General features: G+C 53.3%; 12 protein-coding genes. 2 read left to right on the forward strand and 10 right to left on the reverse strand.

Going from position 1 to position 15,575, the window contains the following annotated elements:
• The first annotated feature begins 31 nt into the window (after nucleotides 1–31).
• Nucleotides 32–592, forward strand: a complete 561-nt coding sequence (locus ACJJJA_RS01575; protein ID WP_444883334.1) for a lipocalin family protein — start codon at nucleotides 32–34, stop codon at nucleotides 590–592.
• On the opposite strand, the gene ACJJJA_RS01580 is transcribed toward ACJJJA_RS01575, so the two are convergent.
• The 10 genes from ACJJJA_RS01580 to ACJJJA_RS01625 form a co-directional block, all read right to left on the reverse strand.
• Nucleotides 584–2,275, reverse strand: coding sequence for a hypothetical protein (locus ACJJJA_RS01580; RefSeq protein ID WP_444903561.1), 1,692 nt, complete (start codon nucleotides 2,273–2,275; stop codon nucleotides 584–586). The two genes, ACJJJA_RS01575 and ACJJJA_RS01580, sit on opposite strands and share 9 nt — an antisense overlap.
• Nucleotides 2,272–4,500: a hypothetical protein gene (locus tag ACJJJA_RS01585; RefSeq protein ID WP_444903562.1), complete on the reverse strand. Its 2,229-nt coding sequence runs from the start codon at nucleotides 4,498–4,500 to the stop codon at nucleotides 2,272–2,274. Before ACJJJA_RS01585 ends, ACJJJA_RS01580 begins: the two co-directional genes overlap by 4 nt.
• Entirely contained in the window at nucleotides 4,493–5,716 is a 1,224-nt protein-coding gene (locus ACJJJA_RS01590) for an N-terminal double-transmembrane domain-containing protein (protein WP_444903563.1), read from the reverse strand. Before ACJJJA_RS01590 ends, ACJJJA_RS01585 begins: the two co-directional genes overlap by 8 nt.
• Before the next feature lies 1 nt (nucleotide 5,717).
• On the reverse strand, nucleotides 5,718–6,620 hold the full coding sequence (locus tag ACJJJA_RS01595) for a DUF58 domain-containing protein (protein WP_444903564.1): 903 nt from the start codon (nucleotides 6,618–6,620) through the stop codon (nucleotides 5,718–5,720).
• A 5-nt stretch (nucleotides 6,621–6,625) separates the two neighbouring features.
• Nucleotides 6,626–7,624 (reverse strand): AAA family ATPase, encoded by a 999-nt coding sequence (locus ACJJJA_RS01600; protein WP_353375814.1) that lies wholly within the window; start codon nucleotides 7,622–7,624, stop codon nucleotides 6,626–6,628.
• Nucleotides 7,625–7,626: 2 nt separating this feature from the next.
• Nucleotides 7,627–8,352 carry a DUF4159 domain-containing protein gene (locus ACJJJA_RS01605; RefSeq protein WP_444903565.1) on the reverse strand — a complete coding sequence of 242 codons (726 nt, stop codon included), beginning with the start codon at nucleotides 8,350–8,352 and terminating at the stop codon, nucleotides 7,627–7,629.
• A 204-nt stretch (nucleotides 8,353–8,556) separates the two neighbouring features.
• The gene (locus tag ACJJJA_RS01610) at nucleotides 8,557–10,188 is read right to left on the reverse strand and encodes a TldD/PmbA family protein (RefSeq protein ID WP_444903566.1); all 1,632 of its coding nucleotides are present in this window, start codon (nucleotides 10,186–10,188) and stop codon (nucleotides 8,557–8,559) included.
• 27 nt (nucleotides 10,189–10,215) lie between these two features.
• Nucleotides 10,216–11,547 (reverse strand): TldD/PmbA family protein, encoded by a 1,332-nt coding sequence (locus tag ACJJJA_RS01615; RefSeq protein ID WP_444883341.1) that lies wholly within the window; start codon nucleotides 11,545–11,547, stop codon nucleotides 10,216–10,218.
• 35 nt (nucleotides 11,548–11,582) lie between these two features.
• Nucleotides 11,583–13,214, reverse strand: coding sequence for a TldD/PmbA family protein (locus ACJJJA_RS01620; RefSeq protein ID WP_444903567.1), 1,632 nt, complete (start codon nucleotides 13,212–13,214; stop codon nucleotides 11,583–11,585).
• A gap of 208 nt (nucleotides 13,215–13,422) precedes the next feature.
• Complete coding sequence (locus ACJJJA_RS01625; protein ID WP_444903568.1) at nucleotides 13,423–14,805, reverse strand: nicotinate phosphoribosyltransferase; 1,383 nt, start codon at nucleotides 14,803–14,805, stop codon at nucleotides 13,423–13,425.
• A 296-nt stretch (nucleotides 14,806–15,101) separates the two neighbouring features.
• On the opposite strand from ACJJJA_RS01625, the gene ACJJJA_RS01630 reads away from it, so the two are divergent.
• Complete coding sequence (locus tag ACJJJA_RS01630; protein ID WP_444887691.1) at nucleotides 15,102–15,557, forward strand: hypothetical protein; 456 nt, start codon at nucleotides 15,102–15,104, stop codon at nucleotides 15,555–15,557.
• Nucleotides 15,558–15,575 lie beyond the last annotated feature (18 nt).

Genomic DNA, 15,575 nt, shown 5'->3' on the forward strand with positions numbered 1-15,575 from the left:
ATTCGAGGGTGAATTTGCTGGGAGTGGCTAGATGAAGCGGTTTTCGCTGGGAGTACTACTGTTTTCCTTCCTGTGGCTAGGTGCCTGTACACGAGTGCCGGAGGGGGTTGAGCCCGTACAGAATTTCCAGCTGCAGCGCTATTTAGGCCACTGGTATGAGATAGCCCGCTTGGATCACTCTTTCGAGCGGGGCCTGACCCTGGTAACGGCGGACTACAGCCTCAACCCCGATGGTTCTGTCGCAGTGGTGAATACCGGTTATTCACAAGCGCGTGATGATTGGCAATTGGCGAGAGGGAAGGCTGAGTTTGTTGGCGCAAAAGATGTAGGACACTTGAAAGTTTCTTTCCTTGGGCCCTTCTATTCTTCCTATATCGTGATTGCCCTGGCAGGCGATTATCAATATGCGATGGTTTCCGGCTATAACAAATCCTATCTGTGGATATTGTCCCGCACCCCGACTATGCCCAAGGATGTTCTGGAGCGGTTTTTACAGAAAGCTAAGGCGATGGGTTATCCCGTCGATCAGCTGATTTTCCCCAAGCAGGAGGCGCAGCCGGGTAATAAACCCTCCGCGCAGTCTTCAAGATAAGGGCCTGTTCAAGATTCTTTGCTCCCTCCACCAGCTTGTGCAGACCAATAACAGCAAAATCAGAGCCGGCCATTGGCGTTCAATCGGCTCTTTGTTTGTGTGGGTATTAGCTATTGGTCCCAAACGCGCGGCGGCCATTTGTCGGGTCTCCCTGGCATTTACAGACTGCTGCCACTGAGGCCAGTCCTCCTTGGCAAAGATATAGAAATCCAATGTCGCTTCGCCCTTCAAATCCGTCTTAAGCTGATGCCAGCCAGAACCCTGTGGCCAGAAGCTGTAGCACTGGCCCTGGGAATTACTACTTACGGCGACACCACTGATGGGTAGGGAGTTTTCTTGGGAGCTTAATAATATTGGTCTCTGATTAGAAAAAAGTGGGCTGCATAGGGTGGTGCGTACCAGTGTACGCGGTAACTCATTGGAGAGGGTTACTGGCGGCTGACTACCTAAATGCTTGAGTTGGTAATCAATAATCGACTTCCACAGGCTGGCGAATTCAGTAGCAAACCCACTGGTTAGCCAGCGGTGGCTGTCGCTAAATAGGATAAATCCCAGGTGTTGGGCCTCGGTTGAGCGTCCCCAGAAAAGCGGATTTTCTCTTTCACCCAGTAATAAGTCGCTGGAGCTGGGCTGCACGGCTATAAGGCCTAGATTGCGTAGTGGGGGAATCTCCGCATTGTCCGCTTTTTGGTAGCCAAAGCCGGAGTGTAAACGGGTATCTTCTCCCTTTTGCAGAGGCATGGATTGGGCTGCAGCGTATTGGAGAAACTCTTCAGAGCTATCGCCACTGACTAACCATAACAGTGACTTTGTGGCGGCCAGCTCGCGGAGCTGATGCTTTTGTTGAGAGGAGAGTTGTGCCCACAAACTGCTATCGAGAATGACTAAATCGAAGGGACTTTCCTTTGTGAGTAGATCCGCAGACTCGGTAAGTGGAAGCCCATTGAGAGTCTCTTTTCTACTAATTTCAGGTGCCAACTGGGTCATCACCTGTGCCGCTACACCGGATTGGCGCAGCCAGCGAGAGAGAGCTGCTGTCTCAAAAGAGGGGCGTGCCAGCCACAGTAATAATTTGGGTTGGAGCGGTTCTCGCACCAGGATGGGTAAAGGATCTGTATGGGTTTCGCCGGCTTCGCTTTCCGTACGTACTCGGTATAGCTGGGGGCCTGCGAGTTTTGGGGTGGCAGTGAGTTGTGCCTGAATTGTTTCTCCCACTTTCAGCTCAAGACTGTCTTCAATATGGCCGTAGGGATTGAGCAGACTAATTTTTAAGTTTTCAGTCAGTGGCTGGTTGTTGTGAATCTTTAACTTTAAAGAATCACCCAAGGTAATTTGCCGCTGCCAGTCCAATTCCCAGCGGCCATCAGATTCCTGGATCTTCGATAACTCCAGGCGCACCGGTGCCAGGTCCCGAAGTTTGTCGCGGCCGAGTGGCTCCCCATTGAGAGAGATATTTTCCACACCATTGAGATTTATTGGATGTGAGCTCGCCAGCTGTTTGCTGTCGATAGAGATATTGCGCTCGGCGGGAATGATTGCCGGCGGCTGCCAGAGCATCCAGGCACTCAACCAAATCGCCAGTTGCAGGCCATAGTCGAACGGCTTGGCACCTCGGCGGCGCAATAGTACGAGTGATGCTAAGCAGGCCAACAGGCACAGGCCGGGTATCAAGAAATCAATCACAATGATTTCTCCCCTTGCTGGTGCAGCCAACGGCTGAAATGGCCGTCGGCCTCAGTTTGCAAAGGCAATGAAGGCGCAGATTCCGGTGCTGGCAGTAGCTGATAGAGCAGCTGATTCAGGGAGTTTGTGCAATCAATGCAATTCGGTTGCTGGTGGCGCTGCTGGTATAAACGCAGCTGTTTGGACAGCTCCAGGCCAAGATCTAATGATTGCTCTGTGGCTAGCTCATTTATCTGCACCAGCAGATCGGTATCGAGTTCGGCACCAGAGTCTACTTGGGCCATTAGGGCGAGCACCTGTGCTCTTTGTTTTTGTTCAAAGGCACTGTCGAGGGTTTCTGGCGCTACGTCTTCCCGTTCGCCGCTAAGCCGACGGCTTTCGTCTACGGGGGGCGCCTCGAAGCCGACTCTCTGTAAGTAAATACGTGAAGCCTGTTGTACTTCCTTGATAAAACGCAGCGCCCGGTGCTGATGGGGCAGGGAGGCTTGGGGCTCTATAACCGACAGGTCGCGCCAGGAACTCCACATGGCATTCAGCGCATTGCGTAGTAGCTCCTTGGTCTGGGGATCAAACAGGGTGGCATGCTCTGAGCTGTCATGCCGGTGTCCGGCAGAAGCCGCTATGCGCTCTGCCTGTTGGAAATGGGAGTCTCGCTGTGCAAAGGGAGTGGCATTTTCTTCGCCATGTGCCTGGTGCTCAGCGCCTTCTTTGTGGTGATGACTATCGCCGTGTTCGGACTCCTCTTTATCATCGTGCTTCTCGCTCTCTGCTCCAGAATGCTCCGCTTCCGAATCCTCTTCGCCGAGAAAGCGGCCGTAGCGCATGCGCAGCAAATTCTGTTCATAGGCTAAACCCTCGGAGCGTTTGCGAAACTCCTGCGGATGCAGCTGCTCTCGCTCGGCTAGCAGGGCCTCGGTGTCAATAATCAGCTGGCGTTGGCTGCGAAAGTACTCCGGTAATATCTTAATCGCCATCCCCTCGCTGTCACTCAGCCCGAAAATCTCTTCTTGCGGCCAGCGCAAGATAAAGTGTTGGCTCTTGGCAACGTTGGCACTGGGCTCGCGGTTATCCCTGGCCTCCAGGTACCAGTAGAGTTCATCTCCCGCTTCCATGGAAAACTGGTGGATGGGCAGGGTGAAATCGTAGCGAGCTGCTTTTTTATCTTCCGAGGGGTTTGTTGATAAAGCAGTGGATTGCAAACTGGTGAGTGCAATACGCTCTTCGCGAAAGCGTAAATTTTCCCCGGTGCCGCTGGCGAGGGTGACCAATAAATCCGCAGAACTCACCTGGTAATCATCATTAATGATTACTTTCACGGGAATACCTTGGGTGCTCCCTTGAATGGTATCGACGCGCAGGCTGGGTGCCTCAAAGGTAAACTCCGGGGCACTGTCTTTTTGCACCCGAATATTATGGATTTCCGGCAATAGCAATTGGCTCTCCTCGAGTTGTACTGAGAGCTGATAAAAGTCTGCCTTAGCGATAGTGCGTTGTAATTGCCATTTTTTACTGGGTAGATCACCTAGTGGAGAAAAGGCGAAGCGCTCAGCTTCGGCCAGCATTTCCAACCCTTGCACCGGCTGATTCAATTCAAGTTGCCACTCGACCGCAGACTGCTCCGGCACATCGATTTGTAGGGATTGGCTGTCGGCTGCGAGCCCAGTGTAGGCGGGCGGCTGGATATGGGTTGCCGCGCGCGTTATGGCAAGTTTTTCGGCAACGGGAATAGCTGTATTTTGTTGCGTGGTCTCAGTTTTATCCCCGGTGAAGAGAGAATCGCTCAGTACAAATAACAATAGTCCCAGGCAGGCACCGAAGGCATTTGTCAGGGCACTGCGGAGTTTTTTTGGACCGAAAGACGATCTGTCGCCACTTTTTAGCAGTTGTTGCAGCTCTGTTTCGATACGCGCGCGCTGTAATTGCTGCAATGGGCTTTGGTTGGTTTCCTGCTGGTTAAGCAACTGGCTGCTGTCTTGTAGCTGTGGATATTGTCCATCCAACTGTCGACATAGGCTTTCAGGGCTTAGGCGCCAGCTGCGATCCAATAGAATTGCTACAACAATAATTCCGAGCCAGGCGAACAATAACCACTGTGGCCAGCCGAATACAAAAATGCCCAAGCCAGCCAGAAGGCTGAGGCCAGTGGCAAGCCAGAGATAGGGCCGTAGGGCCGTCAGTTGCCAGCGCCTGCGCACAGCATTAAGGGTGGACTCACGCTTATCCATGGTCAGCCTCCCCGTTACTAACAGTTGCCATAATGACTGCAGGTCGCGATAGGATAATTAGGCGTTCAAAAGCCAGAAGTAACAGTAGGGCGGCTATTAACCAGGGTTGCAGTTGTACAATACGACGGTTTTTTACCTCGCTGTCTTCTACAGGAAGGCCTGCCCCAGCTATGTCTGCCACTACTTTTTTATTGGCAGACCAATAGCCACGATTTTGGTGTTGCAGAGCCCAGTCTTGCCCAGACCAGTGCTGCCACAGGAGTTCGGGCAAATCTGCGCGGCGATAAAAGGCCTCGCTGTACCAGTCACTTTCGTAGCGCAGCCAACTTCCCCGTCCCATTGAGGCCGCTTGAGCTGACTGGCTGTTATCCACAGCAACGAAGTTGAGATTATCGGTAGGGGGGATGCTGTTGTCGGTGATTAACAGGCCGCCATCTGAAACAAATTCCAGCACGGCTTGTGGCAGGGGCGCGGGGCCCGTGTAGATCAACCAATCTGCCTGCTCGGCATTGGGTGTCTCTTCTTGTTCCTGAATATGCACCGATAGTCCCGGCATATTGCCTTGCCAGTCTTCCAGCACAGGCGCCCACCAGCTGGGCGCCTTGCCCATTAAAGCGATACTCGGTAATGCCTGGCTCGGAGCTGTGGATGCTTTGTTGAGGCCGTGCCACTGCCAATGGGGACTGAATCTCAGTGCCTGGTGGGATGCTGGAACCCCGTTGTTTATCAACAGGATATGAGCCCTGCGCAAATCCGCCCGGCGTGATAGTGCTGATAGAGTTTTCCACAGGTCCACATTTTGTGGTGGGGGTGAGGTTACCGAAGGCGTTTCTGGGGATAACCACAGCACTTTATAACCTTCCCCCACAAGCTGCGGCAGTGAATTGTGGATAAATGTATTCGCTTCGCCCGCCCCAATTCTGGGGTCTACCAGTATCACGCCCTCTTGGGGATAAATTTTCCGTTTAATCAGCGGCTGAGCCAATAAACTTGCCAGCAGGGCGACGATTAGCAGGCGCAATAGCAGCAACCACTTGTTATCCACAAGAGGGCGGCGCGCGCGACTCTGTGAATATCTTTGTACCCATTGCAGCGCAGCAAAGGAGATCTGCTGTGGATTACTTCGGCGCAGCAAATGAATGGCGACAGGGATAATCAGGGCAGTGAATAGCCATAGCCACTGTGGGGATTGAAATAAGTTATTTATCCACAACATCTCAGCACAACCTGCCGTGCAGTTGAATAAATTGCTGCAATGACTTTTCCACAGGTTGCTCGATAAGGTCGGTCTGCAGTGAACATTCCTGTGTGGCAAAGCGTGCTTTTAACTCGCTCTGTGCTTGAGCAAAAGCATCCAGGTAAGACTGGCGTTGCCGCTCGGCGTCCACTTCTAAAGTTGCGGGAGTAATGGCGCTTACTTCTGGATTGAGCAGCTTTAGCTCTCCGCCAAAAGGAAAAGTCTGTTCTGCCTCAACTAACAATTGCAGTGGCAGGCAGGGGCGGCCGGCGGCATGCAAGCGTGCGGCAAAATCGCCGATCTCATTGCCCTGTTGAAAAAAATCACTCAGCAACACCACCTGACAGGGGCGTTCAAAGTATTGCCACAGCGGCGCCAGTTGAGCGCGATCTGGCCAGCGGTCGCTGGCGTCGAGTTGTTGTAGCTGAAGGGCGATTTGGCGCTGGTGGCTCTCACCCTGGCCTTCGGGCACATAAACCGTCCGGCTGTTGTTAAACGCCAATAGGGAATAGCTGTCTCCCTGGGCGTTGAGCAGCCAGCAGAGGCTGGCAATCCAGCACTTGGCGTAATGCAGTTTATTCAGGCTGGGCTCGACAAAGCTTGCCTGGCTCAGGGAGGCGCTGGTATCGAGCACAAAGCACACGTGCATACGGCTCTCCTGCTCGGTCTCGCGCACATAGTAGCGATCGCTACGGGCGAACAGTTTCCAGTCGATATGGCGAATGGAATCGCCCGCTTGATAGCCTCGGTATTGGTGAAATTCCAGACCGGTGCCACGGCGTTGGCTGTGTTGCACACCGAGCATCACGCCCTCGGCAATATGTCGCGACAGCCACACCAGATCGCGACAACTGGCCAGGGTTTTGGGGGACAGATATTCCACGCTGATCAGTCCCGGCCCGGTTCCGGCACCGCTGTCAGTAATTCGTCAATCAGCTGTGGCATCTGCACGCCATCGGCCTGGGCCTGGAAGCTGAGCAGCACCCGGTGGCGCAATACCGGCAGTAACAGGCTACGGATATCCTCGCGGGTGACGGCGAGGCGTCGCTGCAACAGGGCCCGCGCCTTGGCAGCGAGAATCAGAGCCTGTCCCGCGCGGGGACCGGCGCCCCACTTGATCCACTGTTGCAGGGTATCGCTGCCGCTGGTTTCCATGCGTGTAGCGCGCACTAGTGTCGCCACGTAGCGGTACAGATCGTCGCTGACATGAATTTCTCGCACCAGTTTCTGCATTTCCCGCAGTTGCTCCGCATCCAGGCTGGGACTGGGTTTGACCCTGCTGGCACCGGTGGTGGAGCGCAGGATTTCAACTTCATCCCGCTCATCGGGATAGTCGATATGAATATTTAACAGGAAGCGGTCCAGCTGAGCTTCCGGCAGCGGATAGGTGCCGGCCTGTTCGATGGGGTTTTGTGTGGCCAATACGAAATAGGGATCGGGCAATTTGAGTGTTTTACCGCCCACCGTTACTGAGCCTTCCTGCATGGACTCCAATAGGGCTGCCTGGGTTTTCGGCGGTGTGCGGTTAATTTCATCGGCGAGCAGGATATTGGTGAAAACCGGGCCCTGCTGGAATTTAAAAAAGCGCTTGCCGGTGCTGTGATCTTCTTCGAGGATTTCACTGCCAAGAATATCTCCGGGCATTAAATCCGGGGTGAACTGTACCCGCTTAAAATCCAGCGCACTGGCATCGGCGAGGGTTTTTACCAGCAGGGTCTTACCCAGTCCCGGCACCCCTTCGAGTAGGGCGTGGCCCCCGGCCAACAGACAGATCAACATCTGCTCCACCACGGGTTTTTGGCCGACAATCACCCGCGCAATCTCCTGTTGAAGATTGTCGAGGCTGTGCAGTTGTTCTTCGATACTATTTTCCAGGGTGGTCAGCATAATCAGCTCGTCAGTGCGTAAATAACAATGTTCACCGCAAATTTTGTGTTATCGATGGCGAGCCAGCGTTTGTTGCGGTAGTCGTAGTCCCATTCGCAGCCGAAATCTTTGTTGCTGTAGAGCACGGCGATACGGCCGTTTACAACAATGGCTTTCAGGTAGTCGTGTACCAGATCATCACCCCAGCCATTTAATTCAAAGCTGGTTACCGGCAATTCATCGAATTGAAAGAAACAGCGGTAGAGGTCGTGATCGTCCGGGAGCTTTTGCAGGCAGTCTTCGCCAAACAGCTCGGCCATTTGCGCTTCGAAGGATTTGGCAAAGAGACCGTCGATATCGTGGTTGCAGTCGTCGACAAATACAAAGCCACCGCGATTGGCGTAGTCGCGAAAATTCTTTGCCTCTTCCGTGGTGAATTGCACCAGCTTGTGTCCGGCCAGGTAGCAGAAAGGCGCCAGCAGCATTTTCTTATCGGCCAGCGGCACTATGTGCTCTTTGGGATCAACCCTGAGATTGGTGTATTCCACCAGTGAATTGAGCAGGTTAGAAGGCATGCGCTGATCCACATCCCAGTCACCGGACTCGTACATCAAGCGGGTGAAATAAAAATCGTAGTGCTCCTGCGCACTACCCGGTGCGGTATTTTGTGCGCGTGTGCCCAGCGGCAGCGCTGCGGCGCAGCTACCCAGGATCAGGCGCTGGAGAAAAGCCTTGCGGGTGAGGGACACGGGATAACTCTGTTACTGCGTTGGTTTATTGTTAGCTAGAAAGGAAAGTAGGTACTTCACTCAAGACCGTATGAGGCATGGATGCCGATTACGAGCGTACAGGGACGTATTAACAGCGTGTCTTGAGTGAAGTGCCTGCTTTCCTTTAATCATAACGCTAGGGCCATACCGGTTATCCGGCCTGACCCCTGCGTGGATCAGTGATTAGCCCAGCTTGCGCTTGGTGTTAATCACATTGATACCGTCGAAGCGTGCAGTGGAACTACCGTGGGATACCGCACTGGTTTGCATCGGCTGTCCCTTACCGTCAAAGAAGGAACCACCCAGGCGGTAATCATCTTTGTCGCAGACCTGCGAACAGGCATTCCAGAATTCCTGGGTGTTGGACTGGTAAGCGACGTCCTCCACCATGCCGGTAATCTTGCCGTCTTCAATCTCGTAGAACAGCTGTCCACCGAACTGGAAGTTGTAGCGCTGCTGATCGATGGAGAAGGAACCGGCACCCACAATATAAATGCCTTTCTCCACATCCTTGATCATATCGTCAACACTCAGCTCCTCCTTGCCAGGCAACAGCGAAACGTTGGACATGCGCTGGAATTGCACGCTGGACCAGCTGTCGGCGTAGCAGCAGCCGTGGGATTCCTTTTGCCCCAGCATATGTACCTGGTCGCGGGTGGCCTGATAGTTCACCAGCACACCGTCTTTTACCAGATCCCAGTTGCGGGTCTTCACGCCTTCATCGTCGTAGCCGACGGCGCCGAGAGAGCCGGGTTGTACCTTATCGGCAAACAGGTTGACCTTGTCGCTGCCGTATTGGAATTTGCCGCTGCGCCATTTATCGATAGTGGCGAAAGAGGTGCCGGCAAAGTTGGCCTCGTAGCCGAGCACGCGGTCCAGCTCCAGCGGGTGGCCGACGGATTCATGGATGGTGAGCCACAGGTGGCTTGGGTCCAGCACCAGGTCGTACTTGCCTGGTTTGACCGATTTAGCCGTGAGCTTTTCCTTGGCTTGTTGCGCCGCCAGTCGCGCGTCTTCGGCCATATCGTAGGAATCGCGGTAGAGCACTGTCTGCGCTTGGATCTTGTCTTCGGCGCGGCCATCCAGATATTCAAAGCCGCGTCCTACCGGCTGGCTGAGGCCCTGGCGGGTACGGAAGCCGCCAGTTTTCTTGTCCACTGCGGTGACCGAGAAGGGCGCCCACAAACGGTGAACATCCTGGTCGATATAGGAGCCGTCGGTAGAGGCAAAATACTTTTGTTCATTCACCAGGTACAACATGGAATTGATATAGCTGGCGCCGGCATCCATAGCGGACTTGTTCACGTCCATTAACAGGTCCACCTTGTCGGCCAGGGGGATCTGCATAGCGTTTTTCTGGATGGGTGTCTGCCAGCTCACCTCGCCGTGGCCTTTTACCGGAGCCAGCTGTACTGGTTCCTGCTGGTACTTGGAGTTGGCCTTGGCCGTGGCTACTGCCTGACGGGTGGCGCGGGCGACGCCATCGGCGGTCAGGTCATTGGTGGCAGCAAAGCCCCAGGTGCCATTAGCAATAACCCGAATGCCCATGCCGATAGATTCGGTGTTCACCACGTCCTGCACTTTCATCTCGCGGGTGATTACGTATTGATTCAGGTAGCGACCAATACGCACATCGGCATAAGTGGCGCCGAGTTTAGTGGCGGTATTCAGGGCGACATCGGCAAATTCTTTTTTTACCGAGAGATCAATACCGCTCTGGGTCAGTTTGCTCTCGGCCACCAGATTGCCGGACAGCGGCAACATGGAAACACCCAGGCCGGCACCGCTGAGCTGGAGAAATTTTCTTCTATCCATTTCGTTATCCTCAAGTGGTGCTGGCGGTTAAACGGCGTCAGAAAGGCTGCTGAAAGTAAAGTCGCGTACTTTCAGTGCGGGAATCATGGCGGACATGCCCCACATACCCACTCGCTGGGGGACGCCCATATCTTCGATATTGTTGAGCATGATTACCGGGCTCTCGTTGAAGCGGAAGTTCTTCACCGGGTATTTAATCTTGCCGTTTTCGATATAGAAGGTGCCGTCGCGGGTGAGGCCGGTGAGCAGCATGGACTGCGGATCGACCATACGGATATACCAGGTGCGGGATACCAAAATACCGCGGCGGGTATTTTTGATCAGTTCTTCGGTGGTTTTATCGCCGCCGATCATAATCAGGTTTTTGGGCTCGGGGACCACTTCGCCTTTGCTTTGCTCGGCCCAGTAGCGGCTGCGCGCCAGGTTTTTCACTACGCCGTCTTTCACCCATTCGGTGCGCCCCAGCTGCATAAAGTCACCGTCGGTCCAGGGTTGGGCCGGCACATCGAGACTGGTGGGATCGGAGTAGAAATTTACGCGCTTGTCGAACATCTTCTCGCCGGTGCGGTTGCCGCCGCCCTTTTTGCTCATAAAGCTGCGGCCTTCGTCGGCACTGCGCGCATCGAAGCCGCTCATCATGTAACCCACCAGGCCGGACACTGCATTGGGCTCCAGGATCACGGTGTACTTGCCCGGTTCCAGGGCGCGGGCTTCCTGGGACAGGACCGCTTTGTCGATGGCGACAGAGGAAGTGCTGCCGGTATTCATTGCGCCGAAATCGGTAACATCACTTTCGGCCCAACCGGAGCCCAGGCCATTCTCGGTGCGCATGGTTACGGTGAAGTTGGCTGAAGTGGAGGCGTGGTAGCCGAACAGGCCTTTACTGGTGGCGACTGCGGCAAAAGAGCGCTCGTCTTCCAGGTAACCCGCGGCAACCACCTTCTTTTCCTTGGCCGCAATAATGGAATCTGCGGCCGCCTTGGCGCGCTGGTCTGGGGTGATATCTGCGGTGGACTTGGCGAAGCCGTCCACGCTGACATATTTCTGTGGGCCCAGCATCGGCATGGCTTCAGGATTTTCCGGAGACAGCTTGGCCAGCTCTTCGGCGCGACGCATCACTTTTTCCAGGGAGGCATCGCTGAATTCGTTGATGGTGGCTACGCCCGACTTCTTGCCGAAACGGGCCTCTACCGCCAGCTCGATATCGTTGACGATGCCACTTGTGGAAACACTGTTGCGCGCATAGCGAATATTGCCGGTCTCGCTGCCGGCCAGCTGCGCGCTGGCTTCATCGGCGCGGCTGTATTTCAAAACCTTATCGAGAATACGCTTCGCTTCACTTCTACTCAGAATTGCCATTGCCTTTTCTCCAATTACTTATTCTTGTGCGCTCTTCAGGAAATCTTGCGCTTGGTATTGATTACATTAATTTGGTCAAAACGGGTGGTGGAGCAGCCGTGGGATACCGCACTCACCTGGCTGGGTTGGCCCTTACCATCGAAGAAGGTTCCGCCCAGGCGGTAGTCGCTGCTGTCGCATATTGCCGAGCAGGAACTCCAGAATTCCTGCGTGTTGGACTGGTAGGCGACGTCCTCAACCTGGCCGACGATCTCACCGTTTTTGATCTCATAGAACAGCTGTCCGCCGAACTGGAAGTTGTAGCGCTGCTGATCGATGGAGTAGGAGCCGCGCCCGACGATGTAAATGCCTTTTTCCACATCGCGGATCATGTCTTTGGCTGAGTACTTCTTCTCTCCCGGAGCCAGGGAGACATTGGGCATGCGCTGGAATTGCACGCTGGACCAGCTATCGCCGTAGCTGCAGCCGTGGGATTCCTTTTGGTCGATCATATGCACCTGATCGCGAGTGGCCTGGTAGTTCACCAGGATGCCATCTTTCACCAGATCCCAACGCTTGGTTTTAACCCCTTCGTCGTCATAGGCGACGGCACCGAGGGAGCCCGGTTGTACCTTGTCGGCAAACAGGGTGACTTTGTCGCTGCCGTACTGGAATTTACCGCTGCGCCACTTATCCAGGGTGGCGAAGGAAGTTCCGGCATAGTTGGCTTCGTAGCCCAGCACGCGGTCCAGTTCTAATGGGTGGCCCACAGATTCATGGATGGTCAGGCATAAGTGCGAGGGTTCCAGTACCAAGTCGTACTTGCCCGGATCGATGGATTTGGCCGATAGCTTGGCTTTGGCCTGCTCGGCCGCGAGCACGGCATCCTCGGCCATATCGTAGGAGGCTTTGTAGAGCGTGGTCTGTCCGCGAATTTTGTCTTTGTCGTGACCAGCCAAGTATTCATAACCCCTTCCCACTGGATCGCTGAGGCCATTGCGCGTTTTGAAGGCCCCACTTTTCTTATCCACAGCGGTCACCTGCATGGGCGCCCACAGGCGGTGGATATCCTGGTCGATATAGGAGCCGTCGCTGGAAGCAAAGTATTTCTGCTCATTGACTAAATACAGGGAAGAGCGAATATAGCTGGCTCCGGCTTTGAGTGCCCCATTGTTAACATCCATCAGGAAATCGACTTTCTCACTGATGGGCACCTGCAGGGCATTCTGTTTGATCGGTGTCTGCCAGGAAACCTCGCCTGCGCCTTTAACCGGTGCCAAGCGCACGGGCTCGGTCTGATATTTGGCGTTGGCCTTGGCAACGGCAACCGCCTGGCGTGCGGCGCGGGCAACGCCGTCGGCAGTCAGATCGTTGGTGGCGGCGAAACCCCAGGTGCCATTGGCGATTACGCGGATACCGGCGCCGAGGGATTCCGTATTGACGATATTCTCCACGTTGGTTTCGCGGGTCATCACGTACTGGTTGAGATAGCGACCGATGCGCACATCGGTATAACTGGCACCGGCTTTGCGCGCCGTATTCAGGGCGACATCTGCCAGGTGTCGTTTGTGCGAGCTGTGCATGCCCTCATTGAGCAGTTGCTCGGCGCTGACCTGAATGCCCTGCAGTGGTAATAAAATACCACTGGAGCCGACGCCGGCGATCTTGAGGAATTTTCTTCTTTCCATTGGCTACCTTTATCCCCCCATAGCGTTTGGGGGTGTGCTTATTGTTATTGTGCCCGATACATACAAGAGGCCCGGCCGGGCGCCTTGTCCAGACAACAAACCTATACAGGTAACAGGCCATGATTGCTTTTGTAAAGTGTTGGTTCGGTGAAATGAGGTTTGCTAGGGGCAAATGGTTACGGAAAGAGGAGGGGGATGAATCAAGTTGCTAAATGGCTGCGCGCTGGCGCACCTCAGCAAAAGTCGTTTCTATAAGCAAATTGCCGTTACGAAACACTGGTCTCAGAAAATTCTTGTATTGATTTACATCCTCCAGACGAATGGTTCTGAAGTCGCCATTCTCGCATTGAATCAGGGCCAGGCGTCCGCGCTTGGATTTTTTCTCTGGCCCTGTGCGCGGGTCCTTGTAGATGTCTCGCCAGATACCGTTGATGCGAATAGCACTGGCTTTCATGGCAAAGCTCATTAAGTCCCTGTCGACTTTTTGCAGCAGTCCGCCACCCATACCGAAAGCGACATTCTCGGCACTCTGCTTATGCTTCTGCATTGCCTGCAGTATTTTGGGGATAGTGAAGCGGGAGATACTATCTCCTTGGATAACACGGATATACTCAGGCAAAACACGGTAACCTTTGCTGTTGGTGTGAGCTCCAAATATATGCATCAATCGCTCTATACAATCGACAACAATCTGTACAGGGTTGCCGGAGTCTGGGCGGATAACCAAGGTCCCACCACTGTTTTGAATCGTGTTTTTTAATTGGCCACCCCAGATATTTTCCACTGCATGCCATAAATCATAGCTATCACTGACCACCGCAACGGTTTTATTTTTTCCGGAAAAATGTTGCAGAATGTTCTGATAGGCCAATGCTTCCCCATCCCGGCCCCAGGCGGTAATGGTGCTATGCTCCGCAGCCGGAATAGAAAATCCAGGCATATCGGCATGGTAAAAATTTCTCGCACCTAATATTCCTGAGAGAGTATCTGTTCCGTAAAAATTCACTAGATGAGCCATACCGCCCAACGTGGCACTTTCCAAGCTACTGGCCCCACGCGCACCGAAATCGTGTAATTGAAAGGGGAGACTCTTCTGGCTGTCGGCCGTTTGCTGTAAATAATGCGCAATGATTTTTTTGATTTCCCGGCTCTGTGTGGCGACAGTACAGGGATACCAGAGAGCGCGCACCAGTGCGGTCTCAAGATAACTGGTCAACCAGAAACAGGATGGGCAGGTATTAACAATTTGTGCCATAACATTGTGTAAAGGAATAATGCTTCCCTCCTCTACAGCACAAATCTCTAAAGGCAGCAGCCCTCGATGTTTACTGACGATATGTTCCCAGCCCGCGCGATTAAAGGGCAAACCGTGGGTTTCTAATAGCTTTTTTGCCTCTTCGATATTGGCAAATGTGATAGGTCTTTGTAGGTACTGTTTAATAAAAGCTTGTAAACCAAAAAATACCGTTTCAGAAAATTCCCCGCCGCGGCACTCGATATAGCTGCTAATAAATTCCGTACCTGGTGGATACTGCAGGTAGTGGCTGGCTTTATAGCTATCGACGTTGAGAATCAGGTTTTCTATCGACATTAAGTTCGTCAATTGGCGATGGAACTATGGGTGTGTCGCCAAAAGCCTGTTTCTGGGTGTGAAAAACAAAAATATTTTTGCGGGAATTTATCCCTGTAAGGATGTGTAATTTAAAACAACTGGCGGTAATCAGAACAATTCCTTACAAAAATCCCCTGAATTATAGATAGCACAATCAACAAAAGATTATTTTTCCACACCGGCTGGTTCTGTCGTACCAATAGGTCATGCGAGTTTTAATTGACCCTACACATAGTGGTGTGTACTTTTGTATACATAGCAAGCAAGGGATCATTATGCTCAATAAAACACAATCTATATCGGCACGCCTATCGGCGGAAGATTATGCATATTTGATGTCAATTGATCGCAATGGGGCGGTGACCCAAAGTGAAAAAGTACGCGAAATTATTGCACTGGCGAGAGAGTCTATTGGCGGGGATTGTCTTTCCCGCAGCTATCTCTCCTCTGCAGAGGCCATGCTGCCGTTAAAGGCTCGTTATCTGGAGGAAAACCAGCGGAGCCTGTTGATTGAGGCGGTAATGGACCTGCTCACAGAAGGTGCCGCCATTATCCAAAATGTGGCCGGTAAAGAGCCAATGGCACCGGAATTAGAGAAAGACTTGTTGCCAAGTGTCGAGGCTTTCCTGGAAAAAATGTTGCTGTTGTCACAACAGAGCAGTCCACGCAGCATTCACCGTGATTCCGCCGTGAGAATTCGTGAACGCCTTGAAAGTGAAACTGCGGAATAAGTATCTGCGCAAATGAGT

This window comes from Microbulbifer mixtoriginis (SeqCode) (assembly GCF_052466865.1).